This window comes from Paenibacillus sp. FSL F4-0087 (genome assembly GCF_038020215.1).
In the GTDB taxonomy this organism is placed as follows: Bacteria; Bacillota; Bacilli; order Paenibacillales; family Paenibacillaceae; genus Paenibacillus; species Paenibacillus taichungensis.
This window is the reverse complement of sequence record NZ_JBBODJ010000001.1, coordinates 1,933,733-1,954,151: the sequence shown is the minus strand read 5'-3', so window position 1 is coordinate 1,954,151 and position 20,419 is coordinate 1,933,733. Positions and strand designations below refer to the sequence as shown.

Annotated in this window: 13 protein-coding genes; 10 read left to right on the top strand and 3 right to left on the bottom strand. The window is 46.3% G+C overall.

Annotated elements, in window-relative coordinates:
* Nucleotides 1–152 precede the first annotated feature (152 nt).
* Nucleotides 153–4,622: an endo-1,4-beta-xylanase gene (locus MHB84_RS09130; protein WP_076291687.1), complete on the top strand. Its 4,470-nt coding sequence runs from the start codon at nt 153–155 to the stop codon at nt 4,620–4,622.
* A gap of 110 nt (nt 4,623–4,732) precedes the next feature.
* Here the strand turns inward: MHB84_RS09130 and MHB84_RS09125 are convergent, their stop codons facing one another.
* Nucleotides 4,733–4,939, bottom strand: a complete 207-nt coding sequence (locus MHB84_RS09125) for a DUF2536 family protein (RefSeq protein WP_076291617.1) — start codon at nt 4,937–4,939, stop codon at nt 4,733–4,735.
* 551 nt (nt 4,940–5,490) lie between these two features.
* Here MHB84_RS09125 and MHB84_RS09120 point away from each other — a divergent pair.
* Nucleotides 5,491–6,468: a tRNA dihydrouridine synthase gene (locus tag MHB84_RS09120; RefSeq protein WP_076291618.1), complete on the top strand. Its 978-nt coding sequence runs from the start codon at nt 5,491–5,493 to the stop codon at nt 6,466–6,468.
* A gap of 197 nt (nt 6,469–6,665) precedes the next feature.
* Here the strand turns inward: MHB84_RS09120 and MHB84_RS09115 are convergent, their stop codons facing one another.
* Complete coding sequence (locus MHB84_RS09115; protein ID WP_076291619.1) at nt 6,666–7,718, bottom strand: ankyrin repeat domain-containing protein; 1,053 nt, start codon at nt 7,716–7,718, stop codon at nt 6,666–6,668.
* 280 nt (nt 7,719–7,998) lie between these two features.
* On the opposite strand from MHB84_RS09115, the gene MHB84_RS09110 reads away from it, so the two are divergent.
* From MHB84_RS09110 to MHB84_RS09095, 4 genes are all read left to right on the top strand, one after another.
* Nucleotides 7,999–8,568 carry an SF0329 family protein gene (locus tag MHB84_RS09110; protein ID WP_076291621.1) on the top strand — a complete coding sequence of 190 codons (570 nt, stop codon included), beginning with the start codon at nt 7,999–8,001 and terminating at the stop codon, nt 8,566–8,568.
* A gap of 111 nt (nt 8,569–8,679) precedes the next feature.
* On the top strand, nt 8,680–9,840 hold the full coding sequence (locus MHB84_RS09105) for a cobalamin-independent methionine synthase II family protein (protein WP_076291622.1): 1,161 nt from the start codon (nt 8,680–8,682) through the stop codon (nt 9,838–9,840).
* A gap of 278 nt (nt 9,841–10,118) precedes the next feature.
* The gene (locus tag MHB84_RS09100) at nt 10,119–13,484 is read left to right on the top strand and encodes a HEAT repeat domain-containing protein (RefSeq protein ID WP_256716920.1); all 3,366 of its coding nucleotides are present in this window, start codon (nt 10,119–10,121) and stop codon (nt 13,482–13,484) included.
* Nucleotides 13,485–13,682: 198 nt separating this feature from the next.
* A complete protein-coding gene (locus MHB84_RS09095; RefSeq protein WP_076291623.1) occupies nt 13,683–14,390 on the top strand; it encodes a DNA alkylation repair protein in 708 nt (235 codons plus the stop codon).
* A gap of 204 nt (nt 14,391–14,594) precedes the next feature.
* Here MHB84_RS09095 and MHB84_RS09090 read toward each other — a convergent pair whose 3' ends face one another.
* Entirely contained in the window at nt 14,595–15,170 is a 576-nt protein-coding gene (locus MHB84_RS09090; RefSeq protein WP_076291624.1) for a TetR/AcrR family transcriptional regulator, read from the bottom strand.
* A gap of 201 nt (nt 15,171–15,371) precedes the next feature.
* On the opposite strand from MHB84_RS09090, the gene lpdA reads away from it, so the two are divergent.
* From lpdA to MHB84_RS09070, 4 genes are all read left to right on the top strand, one after another.
* Nucleotides 15,372–16,775 (top strand): dihydrolipoyl dehydrogenase, encoded by a 1,404-nt coding sequence (lpdA, locus tag MHB84_RS09085; RefSeq protein ID WP_076291625.1) that lies wholly within the window; start codon nt 15,372–15,374, stop codon nt 16,773–16,775.
* A gap of 224 nt (nt 16,776–16,999) precedes the next feature.
* Entirely contained in the window at nt 17,000–17,632 is a 633-nt protein-coding gene (locus tag MHB84_RS09080) for an HlyD family efflux transporter periplasmic adaptor subunit (protein WP_076291626.1), read from the top strand.
* A complete protein-coding gene (locus MHB84_RS09075; RefSeq protein WP_076291627.1) occupies nt 17,616–18,788 on the top strand; it encodes an ABC transporter permease in 1,173 nt (390 codons plus the stop codon). Before MHB84_RS09080 ends, MHB84_RS09075 begins: the two co-directional genes overlap by 17 nt.
* Nucleotides 18,789–19,149: 361 nt before the next feature.
* Nucleotides 19,150–20,322 carry a DUF4317 domain-containing protein gene (locus MHB84_RS09070; RefSeq protein WP_076291628.1) on the top strand — a complete coding sequence of 391 codons (1,173 nt, stop codon included), beginning with the start codon at nt 19,150–19,152 and terminating at the stop codon, nt 20,320–20,322.
* The last annotated feature ends 97 nt before the right edge of the window (nt 20,323–20,419 follow it).

Genomic DNA, 20,419 nt, shown 5'->3' with positions numbered 1-20,419 from the left:
TTCTGTAAAAAACTAAGATTCCCCTTTAATTTGGAGTAAGAATTCTCTTCCATGAAGTGGTATTATCTGGGGTGAAAGGAGGCTGGTCACAACAAATTATGTAAGCGCTTTATATGTTTGGTAAAAAATTTGGTGTGGGGGGAATGCTTCGAATGAGGAAATCATTTAAGCAGGTCGTTTCCGGGTTACTCGCAGCGGCTCTGCTTCTTCCGGGCGGCTTGATAGCTCCGACAGTTAACGCTGCAGATCTAGTGGCAACTAATTCACAAATTGTGTATCAGGAAACATTCCAGAATGGTCAAGGCAAGGCAACTCAATCAGGTGGTGCCCAGCTGGACGCTGTAACAGACAAGCCGTTTGAAGGCAATAATGATGGAGCGGCTCTACATGTTAGTAACCGATCTAATAACTGGGATGGCGTGGACCTCGCTTTTGATGACCTTGGTTTGTCAGTTGGCAAAGAGTATTCTGTAACCGCTTCCGTATATGTCGATACTGATGCTAACCCACCTGCAGACGGGAAAGCCGTTCTGGAAATTGTAAGCAATAAGGGCGTTACTGGCTCAGAAGGATACACCGGAATTAGCTCTGCTGACTTTAAAGCAGGACAAGGCATTACGCTATCCGCCGTTATCTCCGTTACCAGTGTGGACAAGACAGCTCTGCGGATTAAATCTGATGAAGCAGGTAATGGTGTTCAATTCTATATCGGTGATATCACAATTACTCAAGCAGGAGCACCTGCTGAGCCTACTGTAGTCCTTAACCAAAGTTTTGAAGATGGCAGTACCGGTGGATGGGGCAAGCTGGGTTGGGGATCGAACGGGGATACTGCGGTCGTCGACAACGACGTAGCCTCCGAAGGCACGAAATCTCTGAAGTTCTTTAACCGGGCCGATGAGAAAGCCGTCCCTGCCCTCGTACTTACTGGCAAAATGAAATCCGACCGTAAGTATGATATTTCCCTCAAGGTTAGACTCGGTTCAGGTGAAGGCCAGTTCCATCTGGCTTCCAAAATAAATTCAGAAGTATTAGCAGATGATCAGAAGTATCCTTGGATTATAGGCAACAAGCTTGTAACCGCTTCTGACTGGACGCTCTTAGAAACCAAAGGCTATGAAATCCCTTCTAAAACGAATGAGGTCATCATCTATGTTGAACCATCGGACAATACGTTAACCTCGGATATTTACATTGATGAAGTCATCATCACCGATGTAACCCCTGATCAAACCGCACCGGAAAATGTAGATAAAACGGGCATCTCTGCCGATTTTGAGAATGGTATGGATGGATTCAAAGCACGGAACGGCCGTGAAACGGTAGTCCTTTCCGAAAACGATAATCATACATCTGGCGGCAAGCAAAGCTTGCTTGTGACGGCTACGACACAATATGATGCAGCCTTGGTTGATGCTACTGGCAAAATGGCGAAGAATCACGAATATGAGCTGTCTGCTTGGGTGAAAATGGCACCTGGCGAAGCGCCTACGACCCTTCGTATTAGTGTTCAATATGCTGACAGCGGCTTTGCGAACGTTTCACCAAATGCAATCGTTACAGATCAGGAATGGGTACACTTAACGGGTAAGTATACGCTCACCACTACTCCAAGCGTACTCAATGCTTATATTGAAACAGCAAACAATGACGGCGGCAACCGTACCTTCTTCTTGGATGACTTTGCTCTAAAATATCTGGGGCCTGTAACTGCCGCACCTCCGATTCAAGAAAACCTTCCTAACCTCAAGGATATTTACAAAGATGATTTCCTGATCGGGAACATTGTTAATCCGTCTACCTTTGACGAGACTCGGCTCAAGCTTCTGAAGAAACATCACAATGTCGTCACGTTTGAGAATGATATGAAACCGGATTATGCCTATAACGCGGACAGACAATTTGATTTCACCGCAGAAGATGCCCTTGTCCAAAAAGTACAGGATGCAGGCCTTGATTTGCACGGCCACGTGCTCGTATGGCATGCGCAGTCTCCTACATGGCTTCATACCGCAGACGGTGGTAAACCATTGAGCCGTGAAGAAGCTCTGAAAAACTTGAGAACACATGTTAAAACGGTCGTTGAGCATTTTGGTGACCAAGTCATTTCCTGGGATGTTGTCAACGAAGCCATGAACGATAACCCGGCTAATCCGGAAGACTGGAAAAATGCATTGCGTAATTCAGGCTGGTTACAAGCCATCGGCCCTGAATTTATAGAGGAGGCATTCCTTGCAGCCAAAGAAGTCATTGATGAAAATGGCTGGGATATCAAGCTATATTACAATGACTATAACGATGACAACCAGAATAAAGCTACAGCCATCTATAGCATGGTTAAAGAGATCAATGAGAATTACGCCGTAAATCACCCTGGCGAGAAACTGATTGATGGCATCGGCATGCAAGCCCACTACAATTTGGGTACGAGACTGGACAATGTCAAGATGTCGCTTGAGCGTTTCATTTCCTTGGGAGTAGAAGTCAGTGTCACCGAGTTGGACATTATGGCAGGCACCAATTCTACAATCACTGAAAAAGAAGCAAAGCAGCAGGCCTATCTGTATGCCCAATTGATGGATCTCTATAAGAAGAACAGCGAGCATATTGCGCGTGTCACCTTCTGGGGATTGAATGACAGCACCAGCTGGAGAGCCGAGCAGAATCCAACCTTGTTCGATAAGAATTTTCAAGCAAAACAGGCGTTCTACGCGGTAGTTGATCCGCAAAAGTATATGGCGGAAAATCCGCCTGAAGAGCTTGAATACAAGAAATCAAGTGCGCACTATGGGACACCAGCTATTGATGGCTCCGTAGACAGCATATGGAGCAAAGCTCCTGAATTGAAACTGGATACAAAGCAAATGGCATGGTCAGGTGCAACAGGAACGGCAAAAGCACTGTGGGATGACGACAATCTGTATGTATTGGTTCAAGTCAGAGATGATCAACTGAACAAGTCCAACCCGAATGTATGGGAGCAGGATTCCGTTGAAGTATTCGTCGATGAAAACAACGGGAAAACAGCTAACTTCCAAGACGATGATGGACAATACAGAGTGAACTTTGAGAACGCAGCTTCCTTTAATCCTGCGGAAATCGCTGCAGGCTTCGAATCCAAAGTCTCTGTTTCCGGTACCAACTACACGGTTGAAATGAAGATTCCGTTCAAAAAGGTTAAGCCTGCGAACAATGCCAAAATTGGCTTTGATGCGCAGATCAATGATGCGAAAGACGGCAACAGAATCAGTGTGAATGCATGGAACGATCCATCCGGTCAAGGTTACCAGGATACTTCCGTATTCGGTGAATTGACGCTCACTGGCAAACCCTCTTCTGGCGGAAACAATGGCGGAGGAAACGACGGTGGAGGCAACAACGGCGGGGGGAACAATGGTGGTAGCAGTGGCGGATCAAATTCCGGGACTACTCCGCAGCCCCAACCTCAACCACAGCTTCCAGACAATGACTCGAAGATAGTGCCGGTAATAAAAGTTGAAAATGGAACAGCCACAGCAACCATTTCAAGCGACAGCCTGAATAAAGCGATTGAAAAAGCTTCTCCAGGTGCAAATGGCAAGAAGCAGGTTACCATCGAAGTGCCGACGCAAGCAAATGTACAATCCTATGTTGTGCAATTGCCGACTTCAATCCTGCAAAGCAACAATAATGTTGAGTTTGTGCTTAGGACGGAGAATGCAACAATTCAAATTCCGTCCAACATGCTTTCTAATATTACGGAGCAAGCTAATCAAGTCTCTATTCAGATTAACAAAGTCTCGACAGATCGTCTGAGCGCAGATGTTCGCGCTATTGTGGGTAGCCGTCCGGTGATCGATCTAAGTGTAAAAGCTGGTGACCGTCTCCTTGCCTGGAACAATCCAGCGGCACCTGTAACGGTATCTGTTCCGTACACGCCTGCTGCACAGGAGCTTGTCAATGCACATCAGATCGTGATTATTTACATTGACAATCAAGGGCATGCAACAGCCGTGCCAAGCGGACGCTATGATGCTAAATCCGGTTCAATGGTGTTCAAAACAACTCATTTCAGCACTTATGCTGTAGCCTACGTAACCAAGACTTTTGCCGATGTGCAAAATGTCCTGTGGGCAAAACAAGCAGTTGAAGCGATGGCTGCACGCGATATTATTAAAGGAATCTCTGATGACAGCTTCGCGCCTGCAGCTTCCATCACGAGAGCCGACTTTATCACCTTGCTTGTCCGAGCACTTGAATTAAAGGGTCCGGGTACGAACACGGCAGCCTTCAGCGATGTTCAGCCAACCGCTCACTATGCAGAGGCCGTGGCTATTGCCAAAGAACTCGGAATTGCCTCTGGATTCGAAGACAACACATTCAAACCTGGCAACAGCATTTCCCGTCAAGATATGATGGTTCTTACGGCGAAAGCCCTGAAAGCAGCGGGTAAGCAATCTGCCGGAAACGGAAATCTAGATTCTTATTCCGATGCTGCAAGCATTTCCGCTTACGCGATGGATAGTGTAGCTTCTCTCGTAGGAAGCGGAATTGTCAACGGCAAAGATGGCAAAATCGCACCAGCCGACACATTGACTCGCGCTGAAGCAGCGATGGTTCTGTACCGCATCTGGGAAATGTAAATGTAAATGTAAAGTTTAATTAAACCAGCTGATAAAAAAAGACTACCCCCGTTATTCCAGACGGGGGTAGTTCTACTATTTCATATCGAAGTGAAAAAAAAGCTCGTCCATCACTCTGCAGAAAAATGAACAACTGCACTATATAACATCTTGTTGCGAAACGGGTCGAACGTGACTTGATGCTGAACCTGCTTCACCCGGAGCAGCAATGCCTTGTTCATTCCAATTCGGTCTTCGATCGCTCGTTCTAGTTCCTTGAAGTCATAAGCCTGCAAGCATTCAACTTTGTCTTTGATAATATCGAGTGAAATTTCCATGTTTGATTCAGGCCTCCTCCATGTCACGATTTGCAGGTACAAAAGCCTGCCGAACTTTTATTGTAGAGGAGCTAGTCCCGTTCGGCAAGAGCGAACAAAGCCAATCATTAGAACGATGGAGGCGGTCTGAATTCTATACCGGGGGGCCAAAACGAGAAGGTAAAGTTATGCTTCAAATAATCACTAATAAACTCGTGCTGAAAATCAACTAAAGACGTGGTAAAATTGGTGGAGTAATAAATGGAGAAAAGGGAAATCCGGACCCATACGGTAACTAGCAAAGGGGGGCGTCGCCCCTCTTTTTCATGCGAGTCTATTGAAGAGTACGCTTCTCTTCGGGGTAGGATATATTCATCTTGATGTGATTAACAGATACTGATGTTTGAACGAAGTTACATTTGCATGGTATAAGTGAAGAAGAAGCAAGGACATCAAAATGTAAATTGCAACGAATCTGCTAATGTAAATGATACGATTGCAGATGTATGGCTTACGATTTTAACATTAATGAGGACAAAGGTTGTCCTGGTATATATAGAGGAGTTTCTAATATGAAAGAAAATTTTTGGCGTGATTTGCCACGACCATTTTTTATACTGGCGCCGATGGAAGATGTGACGGATGTTGTGTTTCGTCATGTCGTAAGTGAAGCGGGCAGACCGGATGTGTTTTTTACGGAGTTTGCGAATACAGAGAGTTATTGTCACCCGGAGGGGAACAAAAGTGTACGCGGGCGTCTGACTTTTACAGAAGATGAACAGCCGATTGTGGCACATATTTGGGGAGACAAGCCGGAGTTCTTCCGCGAGATGAGCATCGGGATGGCGAAGGAAGGTTTCAAAGGCATCGATATTAATATGGGCTGTCCTGTCGCCAATGTGGCGGAGAATGGAAAAGGAAGCGGTCTGATCTGCCGTCCTGCGCTTGCAGCGGAGATTATTCAGGCGGCCAAAGCCGGTGGCTTGCCCGTCAGTGTCAAAACTCGCCTCGGGTTCACCGAGGTGGACGAATGGCGCGACTGGTTGACTCATATTTTGCAGCAAGACATTGTGAATCTGTCCATTCATCTGCGTACAAGAGAGGAAATGAGCAAGGTCGATGCGCACTGGGAGCTGATTCCGGAGATCAAGAAACTTCGGGACGAGATTGCACCGAATACGCTGCTGACCATTAATGGGGATATCCCTGATCGTGCGACGGGACTCAAACTAGCCGAGCAGTATGGTGTGGATGGCATTATGATTGGACGAGGCATTTTCCAAAATCCGTTTGCTTTTGAAAAAGAGCCAAGGGAGCATACCACAGAGGAGTTCCTTCATTTGCTGCGACTGCACCTGGACCTGCACGATCAATATTCAGAGCTTGAACTGCGTTCGTTCAGCCCACTGGCCCGCTTTTTCAAAATCTACGTCCGTGGATTCCGCGGGGCAAGTGAGCTGAGAAACAGCTTGATGAACGCCAAAACAACGACTAGAGTACGCGAATTGCTCGATGAATTTGGAAGTAAGGAGCATGCGGAGACAGAGTAGGACGAAGAACACGAATGGTTGTAATCATGGATACGGAGTATGATTCAGGTAAATTAGATTTAACAGCAAAAAAGAAGCGGTAGCTCTTCCGCTTCTTTTTTGCTGTTAATGTGGTTTTAGCGGTAAAAGTCTACTGCACTTCATCCATTTACGCGATTTAGGGAACATCGGAGCCGTTTCCGATTCTACTGAAGATGTTAACGCGTATACTCCGGCTTCTCCATAGCAATGGGTTGAGGATTATCCAGCACCCATAACACCGCCAGCTCACTTAATCGGGCAGGCGCATCATAATTCGATCCATGGCGAAGCCTGTGGGCCAAGTCTGTTGCTTCTTGAAGAAGTGCTGGGGCTAATGGCGTACCAGATCCCAGATGGCGAATCAGAGCATCCAGCATGTTGCGATACGGCTCATCCCAGTTTCCACCGCCATTATCCAATACTTCATGGGACACACGTCCTGTGATGCGGATGACTTCTCCCTGAACCGTTTGGGCATGTCCCTGGGCCGGGATGAGATACTCCCACAGCTCCTGATGCTGTTTCGGCCAAGTGGTTGCTTTTACCTGAATGGGAGCTGTTCCATCGTGCATCATTCGACTCGCTACCGGCTCGACATCAAATTGTTGATAGAGCTTGCTCAGTGCGTCTGAAACTTCATCTACCTTGTCCTTATTGAACTTCTCACGGACAAATTCAAAATCCTTGCCAATTCGCTTCACGGACTCTTTCATTTCCGGAGTGACTTTTGCTCCGGCATCCAGCAGAATCGCGGAAATCTTCGACATACTGACAATATCGCTATTTCGGCTATTCATTAATCCTTTGGCTAACGGAGTATTACCTCTTTCATTGACTACATTGATATCAGCACCTCGGGCTACCAATTCTTGTACCACTTCGGTTCTATACGCATTGACCGCTGCGTGTAATGGTGTTTCATTTTGGTAGTCCACAGCTTCCAGATCCGCACCTAATTCAAGGAACAAGGCTACATTTCCTGACCAGTGCGAAGCATGGGCATGTAATGGCGTGCGTTGATAATTGTCACGTGCGTTGATATCTGCCCCTTGTTCTACCAGCCAGCGAACCAATTCATCGGAAATATGCCGAAAGCTGAGGGCCGTACCTTTGCTGTAGCCCCCGCGGGCATCCCATTCGCATTGCTCGAAGACCTCTTTTACGGCAACGATATCATTATCTTTAACGAGTTTTTCCATATGCGCAGGTAATGTCGTTTCCTTAATCATTAAACTCTTCCTCTCCTTTGTGGATAGCATCATCGACTTCTGAAGGCAGGTGAAGATCTTCTCCATTGACAGACAAATGATAGTTTAATAGATTACAGATAATTTCCAGCAAGTTTATCATATCCAGAAGTGGAAAACCAATAATAGGAGTTTTGACTTTAAGGGCTGGGTAGATCAATCCAGGATGTCTGTTCGTTGTGCTATGTTATAATTTAAATCAATATCGTTTTGAACTGATTGCCTTAGATGAGGCAGGAGGCTTTTGAGAATAGGAGGATCTATGTCCTGGAGTAAATTAAAGCAACAGCTAGAAAGTTTTCTTAGTCCTGCGCTGGTTGGAAAAGTAGATTACCGGGCGACCAGCTATCGCTATTCACCTGATAAATCAGGTAGTTGTTATCTGACCGTGGATCAGAAGAATATCCTCAATATGGGAGACACAACTTCACCAATCCGTTGGTATCATTCCGATCAGGAGATTAAGAATGATCCCAATATCGTGATATCTGTAAGTGATGAAGAGATTGAAGCTATTCGAAACGAAACCAAAGGGAACGTTCCGGAGGACCGTCTTCAAGTCATGGCAAGAAGCAGAAAAGTCTCCGTACATGCCAAAGAGCTGTTGCTGGCACAAACCGCGTTAAGTAAAACGAATTTTACAGCAGCAGCGACTACGTTTTTGTCCACTTCCATAGAGGATAATCTGGAGAGCAAGGAGATTCTGTTCAATATTCTGGCTTTGGTGGACAGACGTGTTGGCAAGAAACGAATTCTGAACATGTCTGATTCGATTAAAATGAAGCATCCGGCTGTGCAGTATTTTTATGAAATACGGCGCAGGACGGTGTGAAATTGATATATTGCTATAGCTTTTAACTATAACTAGTTATGGCATTTAAGTATCTCAGCCAACCTCGTTCTGCATGATATGATAATGGTATACAACGAGGGGGTTTTTGACATGACTGATAAGTTCCAGATCGTAGGTAGTTTGTTGCGTCCTGATGAGCTGCTGACATATAAAACGCAAATTGAACATCGTGATGATATCAAATATCCATTCTATGAAAGTTTTGAAGGTTATGAAAAATGCGAGACTGAGGCCATCAAACAAGTGGTGAAAAAAGAAATCGAGCATGACCTGTCGATTATTACAGATGGAGAGTTCTCCAAATCGATGTGGCATCTGGATTTTGTTTGGGGCTTTGGTGGAGTTGAGCGTTATATTGCAGATCATGGATATTTTTTCCGTGATGTCGATGGATCTTCAAAATATGAAACACGTAAAGATATTGGCCTGCGCATAACGGGCGAATTGAGCGGTAAAAATCATCATTTCATTCAACTGTTTAAACAATTGCAAGACACGGCGGGTGACCAGCAAACGAAACTTTGCGTTCCATCGCCATCCCATATTTTTGGTGAACTCTCCTGGTCGGATAATATCGGCGGTACGGACGCTGTTTATCAGAATATTCAGGAGCTCAAAGCGGGTCTTGTGAAAGCTTATAAGGAATTTGTGGAAGAATTCGCTGCGGTAGGCGGTAAAATCCTGCAAATGGATGATTGCTTGTGGGAGCTGTTTGCAGACGATAACCCGAACTCTCCGTTTACAGGGGAGCATATTAACCAAGAGGAAGTACAGGGTCTCGCTACCGAATTTATTGATATTAACAATACCGTGATTGACTTCGGTCATAGCCTGGGCTTGAAAATGTGGACACATAATTGCCGCGGCAACTATGATTCTCGCAACATGGGCGGTGGATCTTATGCGAAAATCGCTAACCTGTTCCTGAAGCAATTGAAATATGATCGTTTCTTCCTGGAGTGGGATGATGATCGTGCGGGTTCGCTTGAGGCGTTGGAAGTGTTCAAGGACAGACCTGAAACAGAAGTCGTATTAGGTTTGCTTTCCTCCAAAACGAGTACACTCGATGATGAAGCGCGTGTTGTTCGTTTGCTGGACGAAGCATCCAAAATCATCGATAAAGATCGACTGCTGCTGTCTCACCAATGCGGCTTTGCATCCTGCGATGGTGGTAACGAATTAAGCGAAGCTCAGCAATGGGCGAAGATTGATCAGGGTCAGAAGATCGCCAAGAAATACTGGAACAACTAAATTAGAATTGCACCATCTTGAATGAATAGGGATGACTCGTAGGGCCATTGGTGGACCTGCGAGTCATCTTTTTGCATATAGTCGAAGACACGCTTGGCTTTTATAGCATAGGTGGAGATCGATTCCACGGACTATGCCCACCCCGGAAACATCTATCCAAAAGGAAAAGCTCTTGCCCACGCAGAAGTTATATACTTTCAAACTCCTGCGATGAGAAACAATGGCATGGATGCATTGAGTGGTTATATAGAGTGAAAGGGAGAGGGGACAAGATAATAATGAATCAAACACCGTTAGAAAAAGACCGGGTTCTTAAGAAACTGGATTCGCTTGGATACTCGGACCGGATGAAGCAAATAGCTCAACTGGGTCACCAGCATTCGGATCAGGCAGGGTATTCTGCGTTACTTATAGCTTTACTCGATAGCGGTACTGCCTATGAAGCACATCTGGCATTGACTGGTGCGAGTGTAATAAATGATGTAAATGCCGTATTGCTTGCTTTGAAGCATCCCAAGGCAGGGGTCAGAGGTCGGGCAGCCGGACTGTTGACTACAGTGGTGACAGATCCAGATTATTCAATTGAATCCGAAATCATTTCTATGTCCTATCATTCCCGCCGTCAATTATTGCAAAGCATTGTGAACCATCGTAGACAGGATTGGGCGGAGCGTCTGTTACCACTTGTGCTGGTTCGCTGGGGGGCACAGGAAGCGGCTTTGGTACTGTCCGTGTGCGGTGAAGAGACGGTTCGCGGCAGACTTCCGGAACTCGGCTATGCGCTCCGCAATTGGCGGGTAATTACGAAGCGTTTTCCTGATCTGGTCGCAACATATCTGGAGCATGCTCTGCAAAGTGCGACACAACGTGGAAGAAATAGCGTATGGTGGACACTTTCTTCGGCGGTGGAGAAGCTGAGTGAATCCAGACCAGCGATCGTGCTGGAATATGCGCTCAAATATGGACCATTCGATACGATACATCCTGTGATTAAGCAGCAATTGGGTGTCCTGATCCAGACGAGCCCTGAAAGTGTCTTCGAACTGCTGACACGGGAGGAGACACGAGGTTATCTCTTAGAGGAGGGGGTACCAGCCGGTGTTCTGAAAAAAAGAAAATGGTTCACTACAGCCCAGTGGACCACGCTGGTTACCCTACTCATTGACGAACCCATACACCTTGCCAAAGCATTGGATACACTTGCACCGTCAAGTCGTGGAGCGATATTTGATAAGGCATATAAGGAAAATGAGCGGAGGACACGTATTTTTCCTACGTCGTTATTGGACGTTCTACCGCACCAACTGCGTGACAAGGAAGCAACGCGCATGCTCGAATTGCGCGACATCCGGGATGATCGGAAACAGACGCTTGAGATTACAGCCCGCCGTTTGATCATTCATGCGAGGGAAAAGCTGGAGCAAGCAGTTCAGGTATCGAATGCGGATGAACGTGCTGCGGCGTATGGTCGGCTTATTCGAAGCACGGCGATATCCCGCCGGGGGATGGATGAGACATTGCGTTTCCTGACACGAGTCAAGAACGATCAGGACCCGGTACGTTGGACGGTGATGTCCGAACTGTCGAACTGTCCTGTTCCCATGTTCACCGAGCAGCATGTGGACGACCTAACTGTGCTGGCAGACAGCGTGGTCGAAGCCAGAGATACCTCATATGGGACGAAGAATGCGACAGAGAGACTGGCCTTCTCCATACTACGTGAGCATGCGCAATCGCCGGATAGCAGGCTTTTCAGGTTTGGTTTGAGAACGTTGAAGAGAATGGTCGTGCGGGATGGGCAGTTCGTGTTGTATGAGAGAGATTGGAATAGCATACCTGATCATGCGCTTGAGGTTTTGTTCGATGAGTTGTATGCATTGGGTATAGAAGCGAACAAGCGAGAGAACGATGTTGTGGTCTTGCGTATGGCCGAATCTTTCGGTAAGGCGATTGATCGTTTGCCTAAGCTACAACACTTGCTGGAGGAACTGGTGAAGACAAAGAAGGCTCCTGCTCAGGCGATCCGATATTGGCTGACTCCTTACGAAACGCGGGATGAAAGAGTCAGAGAGTTGCTCGACAGAGACCCGTCCTTCATCTCGTTCCATGAGGTGTTTTGGCATTTGCACCTGAAGCGACAGGAGTGGCTGGATCCGTTCATCGCGGGAACAGTCATTAAGGGCAAGCATTTGTCGGGAAAAACCATTTATGTTGTGCCTGCTAGTGACGGATTTTATAGGTGGCTGCCACGTCAACAGAAAGCACTGGCCTCCCTGCTGGAACAAGTCGCACTCGATACCAATCGAACTTCCTATGAACGCGCTGCAGTGATCCGAAGGCTGGCGAGCATGCCCGACCACTGGTCCGAACAATTGGAGGTGCTGTTGCAGGATTCGGAAGTGCATGTCGTGGAGGCGGCACTGTATGCCTATTCGTTAGGTGAAGAACCGGAGAAGGCACTTCCTGTTCTACTGGACAATCTGGATGGAGACCGTGCTCGTGTTGCCATGTATTCAATCCCTAGATGCGCGCGCAGGGTGAGTCCAGTTTTGCTAACGTCGATGCTTTCGGAGTTGCTAAATCGGGAGAAACTGAAGATTACGGTCAGAAAAGAGGCCATTCGGCTGCTTGGTGCTTATAAAAGCAATGACAGCATGACCCTCCTCGTTCGGGAATACGAGAAGCCCAATACTCACAAAGACGTCATTATCGCCATTGGACATGCGGCAAGGCAATGTCTGGATGATGAGCGAAGCTGGACCATGATGAGTACGATGGCTTCCTCTTCGGAGCGGGATATTGCCCAAAGCTTGTTGAACCAGCGGCCCAGCGAACTTCCGCTGGAATCGCGTCCAAGGTATTTGAGATGGATTACAGGGATCGCAGGCCATGCAGATCCGATTGTAGCCAGAGAGGCTTTTCGCTCCATGATCTCGTGGTTGAACGGGAATGAAGAAGTAATCGCCACTTGTGCCAGTAGCACACTGCTTGATTTTCAGGATAGTACCCGATGGAAGGCAGCGCTGGACACCCTTATTGCAGCTTGCTCGGAAGGCAAAACAAACGAACAGGTGATCGAGGTTTGCAGACAACTGGCTGCCACAGAAACGATAGACGAATGGAATGCGGGGAATGAGAGAGATCTGCCGCAACGGCAGCGTTTGCTCGCACTGATCGACAAGTTAACCTCGTTGTCTCCTACGGAAAGGAAAATGCTTGTTCCTTTGTATGCGGGTATCATTACATGTCTCAATTCTGATGAAACCATGAAGCTGGCGGTAATCCGGTTGCATCTGGCTATGATAGACTGGAGCAAGGCGGACCTGGCGATAGGCGGCTTGGACCCTGTCATTGGCATAGTGAACAGACAGCCGTATGTTTTGGATTTTGTGAACCGGAAGGTCAGTCGTGTCGTGAATGCAAGCAAAGGGTACTGGAAGCCGGAAGACCTCCTTCAGATGGTGGATCAGTTGAATGCTCGGCCTCACATGGCCGCTTTCCGTATAGGGCTATGTCTGTTGAAGATCGCCGGTGAGGCATTATTATGGAATGAGGACTGTACGGATCGTTTAAGAGTATATCGAACCCATGAGCAGGAAGCTGTCCGTCTGATGGCTTTGGATATATGGACAACTCTTGAATAAGCATAATTGAACAGTGCGGTACAGAAAGTATTCTGTACCGCCATTTTATTACTCGATAATTAGCTCATTGCAGATCTGCGATTATGGCACTTTAGGAGAATCTGGATGAGAAGCACGGGAAGAAGCTGTGATACAATGAGAGCGAATTTGTTGTACGGATCATCTGGCGAGTAAGTAATATAAAAAGGGGTGTTATTCATGAACGTGGAAGAAGTGATTCAGGAGCTTGAGGCGCTCGGTAAAGAACGAACGAAAAAAATTTACATCTCCAACGGTGCGCATGAACCGCTATTTGGCGTGGCAACCGGGGCGATGAAACCGATGGCGAAGCAGATCAAAAAGGATCAACCTTTGGCGGAGCAATTATACGCTACGGGGAATTATGATGCGATGTACTTTGCGGGAGTGATTGCCGATCCCCAAGCGATGACGCCAGCTGATTTCGATCGTTGGATCGATGCCGCTTATTTTTTCATGATCTCCGATTATATCGTTGCTGTGACGTTGGCCGAGACAGATATTGCGCAAGAGGTCGCTGACGCATGGATTGCTAGTGGTGATGAACTGAGAATGTCAGCGGGATGGAGCTGTTATTGCTGGCTGCTCGGAAGCCGGAAGGATGCTGAATTTTCGGAGAATAAAATGATGGAGATGCTCGAACTGGTGAAAAACACGATTCACGAATCTCCGGAACGAACGAAATATTCGATGAACAACTTCCTGTATACCGTCGCGACCTCCTATCAACCGTTGCATGATCAGGCGGTGGAAACAGCCAAGGCTGTGGGACCTGTCGAAGTGAACAAGAACATGCCCAAGAGCAAGCTGCTGAATGCCTCTGAAAATATCCAAAAGGCAGTGGATAAAGGGCGGACGGGGTTCAAGCGTAAATATGTAAGATGCTGAAATTATCGCCGTATTGTCATTTCTATCATATGGAGCATATCTCTCTAATGAAATAGCCGCTTTTAAGGGCGGTAGGCTTAACAAAAGGATATACGATCAAGTAGACCGCAACCTTCACAAAGGTGGGCGGTCTACTTGTGTTTTCAGCTTGAAAACAAAATGAAACAACCTCAAAGCTACGTATCGTATAAAAGCCCGAAACCTCTACATATCGTTCCGTTTAACCATTTCTTTCGCTTGCTGCCTGCCCGCCGAGAGAAAGCTGTCGCTAAGCTCAGGATCACTAACGGAGCGTGAAAGTACAAGTGAGCCAACCATTGTACTGAACAATGCACGACCTTTGGACACATCGATCTCAGCCAGATTGGAGATAAAAGAGATCATCCGCTCCAGTTCATGAGTGAATACCTGCCGAACCTCTTCAGAGGAGCGGGATATTTCGCCGGAAAGGGCAGGGAATATGCAGCTCATTTCCGTTTTGTCGCGGTGATAGGGACTGAGATAATAATCGATGACTGTATTAATTTTGGGATTCTGCTCTTCCTGATCCGCGACTTTTTGAAGAAGTGCGATGGTATCGCTAATGGCATATTCACAGGCTTCGGCGACCAACTGTTCCTTGTTGTCAAAGTGTGAATAAAATCCTCCATGAGTTAATCCAGCACCCTTCATAATGAACGGTACACTGACATCTTGAATACCGTTGGTGCGAAAAGCCCGAGCAGCACTTTCAACAATTTTACCTCGTACTTTTATTTTATGGCCTTTGGGATAGGGCATTATTATTCACTCCATAGCTTCATCATTCTGCTTTATCAAAATATTATAGTCATCATAATAAAACCTGTCAATTTGGCGACTAGATATCTGTTCATTTACAAAAGGGCCAAATACGGTTGTTGACTGCCTCAAAATATGATGGTTATAATATATTACGATCATCATATTTTAAATCGGCTTCAAATCGGGAGGTATCAGGATATGAGTAAGCTTGAATCTGTAGATACGTTAGTTATTGGATCAGGTCCGGGAGGATATGTGGCGGCGCTTCGTTCTTCGCAACTGGGAATGAAGACGGCAATCGTCGAACGTCAACAGCTAGGCGGGGTTTGCACGCATGTGGGTTGTATACCATCCAAAGCATTAATTGCGGAATCACATCGCTATGATTTGTTCAGACAGTTCAATCAAGCTGACGCGGCAGCGATATTTAAGATTGCTCAGCATTTTAAGCAGGGGGTTGTGAATAAACAGGCAGGTGGCGTCCACTATTTGTTAAAGACTGCGAATGTGACCATTCTTGAGGGCGAGGCCAGTCTGGTGGATGAGCACACAGCGATGATCCAGCAAACTGGACAGGAGCAAAGCATTTCTTTTAAAAACCTCATACTGGCAACGGGGTCTCGTCCAATTGAGCTGCCAGCATTTCCAGTTGGAGGTCGTATCTTATCTTCCACTGAAGCATTATCTCTACAGGAGGTTCCGAGTAGTCTGGTTGTGATCGGCGGAGGGTATATTGGTGTGGAGCTTGGACAGATGTATGCCAAATTCGGAACAAAGGTGACGATTCTGGAGGGAGGAGCACAAGTATTGCCCGGATTCGAGGCGGAACTTGCTGCCCCTGTAGTCAAACAATTGAGGGCGGATGGCATCCACATCGTAACTGGAGCGATTGCTGAAAAGGTGGAGCAGAAGGGTGATTCCATTACACTGCATTATTCCAAAAATCAAGAGCAGCACCAGGTTACAGCGGAATATGTATTGGTCACAATCGGCAGGAAACCCAATACAAACGGCCAGTTAGGACTGGAACCCATAGGTTTGCCCGTAACAAACAAGGGGCTGGTTGAGACGGATGAACAGTGCAGAACGGTTATCCCGCACATTTATGCCATTGGAGATATTACAGCTGGTCCGGCACTCGCTCACAAGGCCTCCTATGAAGCCAAAGTAGCAGCAGAGGCCATTGCAGGTCTTACCTCCAAAGTGGATTACAAGGTGATTCCGCTTGTCGTCTTTTCGGATCCGGAGCTCTCCAGTGTTGGAGTAAGTGAGACGGAAGCCAAAGCACAGGCTAATCCGGTGATTATCGGAAAATCTTCTTTTGGGATCAACGGAAGAGCATTGGCATTAAGGGAAACCGAAGGATTTGTGAAAATAGTGGCTAGTCCTACCTCAGGAATTGTTATTGGTGCGCAAATTGTTGGCGTGGAGGCATCCACACTGATATCGGAGCTTGCGCTTGCAATTGAGATGGGTGCAACCGTAGAAGATCTGGCCATGACGATTCACCCTCATCCCACGTTGGGAGAAGTGATTATGGAGGCTGCCGAGAACGTGGTCACCCAAGTGATAATGAAAAGCAAAAATACGCAGCAAATTTGACCATATAAATTGAACTAAACTTTTACACAATAACGGAGAGGACAGAAAGAACCTGAAGAAGCGAAGCGCTCGCCTTTATCCCCGGATATTACCATTAAAAAAAGGAATCAAAAAAATCTGGGGATAACAGCGATCGAAAGGTTGTTCTGTCATCGGAGTGTCCAGTGTAAATATTTTTAGTTCAACTTATATACACGAGGATTGGGAATGGGAGAGATAAAAGGATGAAGTTAAAAGCAGGTTTGTATATCGGAATTGCGATGGTGCTCATTGTTGGAGGTTCACTTCTGGCTGTTAAAGGGAAGGATGCTGTAAGTCAGGCCGAGAGCAGGAAACAAGGCATGCTTGAGGCAGAGCAAACGACATTGTTTTATCAGAATAGTCCGGGGGCGATTTTAGAGGCGGGTGCGTCTGCAGGTGACTCCGTGAAAGAGGGAGAGGTGCTTTTCAAAGTGAAATCAGCTGGGGAAGGAGATGTGGATGTACTCGCACCGTATGATGGTTTGGTCGACCGAGTTGCTGTAAAGCAGGGAGATCAAGTACAAGCAGGTGTGCCGCTGGCAGTTCTGCAAAAGAATAATTACTATACGGACATTTACATACAGGAGAGTGAAATTCAAAAGATTGAAGTAAATCAAAGCATTGATGTTCATTTTCCGTATTTGGACCAGCCAACACAGGTGAGCGGGGTTGTTACGTCCATCTCATCTGCCCCGCAATTCGCGAGCTTGCGCATGTCACGGGAAAAGGGGCAAGCCGATTTAAGTATGTTTCTGGTCCGAATATCGATGGATTCGAATGCTGATTTACTTCCCGGGATGACAGCAGAGGTGAAACTTGATGAAATCACTGATTGACGAGTGGAAGTACGTATCGGGAAGTAAGTATGTTCGATTGATTTTTATCGGCCCGCTTATTGCAGCCCTATTCTTTGGTTTAATGTTCTCGCAGAATCAAATTAGCAAATCGCCAGTTGTGATCATTGATGAGGACCATAGCGAATATTCACGGCAGTTGATCTCCAAAATAAATGCCTCGCAATATATGAGCGTCAAAAGCATATATGCGAGCCGAATGAGTCCGGAAACATTACTTGTCAATGAGCAGGCAGTAGCTGTCATTATGCTTCCCAATCAATTGGGATTACGTCAACAACAGGGAAAATCGACGAATATCGGCATCTTGATGGATAACACAATGCCCTCGGGGCTAACCGGAATCCGGACCGCGATTCAGGAGATCATCCAGACGGAAAATATGACCCTTTCCATGACACGACTGATCCAGAAAGGGATGGATGCAGAAACGGCTAAAGGAATCGTGTCGCCGATCTCGCTTCAGCAAAGGATGCTGTTTAATCCAACCTCCAGTTATGTCGGTTTTATGGTGCTTGGATTTGTGAATATCGTAGTATTGATGATTACAACAAGTGCAGCGGGCTCGATTGCACCTCGGCTTCGCCGGGAAGGGAAGCTATTTTCAAACGGAAAGTCACCTTTCCAACTATGGGTTAGGAGTGTGCCGTACGCTGTGTTGAGCTCCCTATCGCTGCTTCTATCCTATGGATTGTTAAAGCAGGTGGGGGGAATGCGCTTTGAAGCGGAGCCTTATCTTTTTATCATCCCATTGGTTATTTATGCCTTCGCCTTATCACTTCTGGGTATGTTGATTGGATACACAGCCAAAGACATATCCAAAGTCAGCCTACGAACCAGTTTTGTATTGTATCCCTCCTTTCTGGCTACGGGAATTCAACTAACGCCGCTGGCGTTTCCAGAACCGTTCCAAATTTTCGCATGGGCACTACCCATGAACTGGCTTAACCGCCTGATTCGTGGAATGGCTTTTCGGGACGGAGCGCTTACAGCTTACAGTCAGGAGTTGGGGGCATTGTTAATTATTATTGGTGTCGTGTCCTTGTTCATGGGGTTACTGTTCCTGCGGGAAACGAGGAAAGCTTCTACCAGCCGGGAATCCCTATTGAATGCAGATATGTTGCCGAGCAGCAGTTAATTGAAAAGATAAGCAGTGAAACGAAAAACAGACGCACGGGAATCATTCCTGATGCGTCTTTCTGTTTAGTTACCGCAGATGACATATAACGATAAAGGTCCTTTTATATAAGTTCAATTAACATTTTCACGATAACGGAGAGGACAGAAATAACCTGAAGAAGCGAAGCGTTCGCCTTTATCCCCGGATTTTACCATTAAAAAAAAATCAAAAAAATCTGGGGATAACAGTGATCGGAAGGTTGTTCTGTCATCGGCGGAGTACCCGTGGAAATATTCTTTAGTTGAACTTATATAGCGAAGGTTTTTTATATCGTTTATACTTGTAAGGCCAATTTACTTGAGGAGTTGTCTAACGAATCATGAATAAAAAAGAAGTCGCGCATATACGCAAACAGTTTAAGATGGATCATGATTTACTGAATATTTACGATATTCTCAACGTGTATATTACGAAAGAAACGAACGAGATTTATCATTGGGAGCGCCATCCGTTTGAGCTGGTGGATAGAGAGAAACAGGAACTGTACATGGGCAATTTCAAAAAATTGCTGACTGGCGAACTGGATCAGAAATTATTCGAGTTGAAGTTTCAGGAGCAAGCGGAGGAGCCGGCTCAGGTGATGCTTCACCAAGCACTGGTAACAGGAGATCCGGAGGAATGGCAGGACCTGATGCTCCTGTTGGTAGAAAGAATGTTGGTGGATGCCAAGTATGAACGGGATATGGTAATCACGTTTGTTCGTGGTCAGTATTACTTGCCAACCAAGGCTCGGAACGATGAAGCGGAAGAGAGCGAGAAAAATGAAGTGTTCGCACATCCATTCATTCTGTGCAGTGTGAATTCCACGGAGAAGCAGCGGAAGACGCTCTTGTTTGATTATGTGGAGAGAGAATTTAAGTACAATGTCATTGTAGATCCGGTTGTCAAATTAAGCACCCCGGAGCAGGGTTTCCTGTACCCGAGCGTAACGGACAACTACTCCGATGTGAATCGTGTTCTATATTGCACAGGGAAATCCAATTTCCCGGATCCGCATTTTGTTGAAAATGTTTTGAATGGAGAAAGGTCTGTGACAGCGCTGGAAGAACGAGCGATCTTCGAAGATATCGTGAAGGAAGTGGCCGGTGAACAACTGGACTCAGCCACAATCGCACATGTGTATGAAGAAATCAACCGGGTCATCGAAATTAACGAAGAGTCACATGAGGAAGAACCTCCGAAGCTGGATTATAAAGATCTGGAACGTGTACTGACTGCAAGCGGTGTAGAGGACCTGACGTCGGAAAAAGTGGAACGTGCATTTGAAACCATCGTCGACAACAAGAATTATGAAATGAAAGCGACCAGTGTTATGCCGAAGTTTACGTCCAAGTCCATTAAGATTGAAACTAAAGTTGCTACGATTTCGGTTAGCCCACAAGACTTGAGATATGTGAAACAAGTGAATTTTCAAGGCAGACGGTGTATCATGATTGAAGTGGACGAAGATGTCGTGATTGAAGGGTTCACGCTTACAACAGAGGTACTGTAGTTAGCATAGTAATTAAACTAAACATTTCAGTTCAAAGAAGACGCTCGAGACTCGCTCCCGAAGCGTCTTTAATTTGCCTATAAACTCTATCGCAGAT

Bases quoted from the DNA above. Each gene is read 5' to 3' on its own strand.
- MHB84_RS09130 (WP_076291687.1), top strand. From the start codon at position 153: ATGAGGAAATCATTTAAGCAGGTCGTTTCCGGGTTACTCGCAGCGGCT.
- MHB84_RS09125 (WP_076291617.1), bottom strand. From the start codon at position 4,939: ATGGAAATTTCACTCGATATTATCAAAGACAAAGTTGAATGCTTGCAG.
- MHB84_RS09120 (WP_076291618.1), top strand. From the start codon at position 5,491: ATGAAAGAAAATTTTTGGCGTGATTTGCCACGACCATTTTTTATACTG.
- MHB84_RS09115 (WP_076291619.1), bottom strand. From the start codon at position 7,718: ATGATTAAGGAAACGACATTACCTGCGCATATGGAAAAACTCGTTAAA.
- MHB84_RS09110 (WP_076291621.1), top strand. From the start codon at position 7,999: ATGTCCTGGAGTAAATTAAAGCAACAGCTAGAAAGTTTTCTTAGTCCT.
- MHB84_RS09105 (WP_076291622.1), top strand. From the start codon at position 8,680: ATGACTGATAAGTTCCAGATCGTAGGTAGTTTGTTGCGTCCTGATGAG.
- MHB84_RS09100 (WP_256716920.1), top strand. From the start codon at position 10,119: ATGAATCAAACACCGTTAGAAAAAGACCGGGTTCTTAAGAAACTGGAT.
- MHB84_RS09095 (WP_076291623.1), top strand. From the start codon at position 13,683: ATGAACGTGGAAGAAGTGATTCAGGAGCTTGAGGCGCTCGGTAAAGAA.
- MHB84_RS09090 (WP_076291624.1), bottom strand. From the start codon at position 15,170: ATGCCCTATCCCAAAGGCCATAAAATAAAAGTACGAGGTAAAATTGTT.
- lpdA (WP_076291625.1), top strand. From the start codon at position 15,372: ATGAGTAAGCTTGAATCTGTAGATACGTTAGTTATTGGATCAGGTCCG.
- MHB84_RS09080 (WP_076291626.1), top strand. From the start codon at position 17,000: ATGAAGTTAAAAGCAGGTTTGTATATCGGAATTGCGATGGTGCTCATT.
- MHB84_RS09075 (WP_076291627.1), top strand. From the start codon at position 17,616: ATGAAATCACTGATTGACGAGTGGAAGTACGTATCGGGAAGTAAGTAT.
- MHB84_RS09070 (WP_076291628.1), top strand. From the start codon at position 19,150: ATGAATAAAAAAGAAGTCGCGCATATACGCAAACAGTTTAAGATGGAT.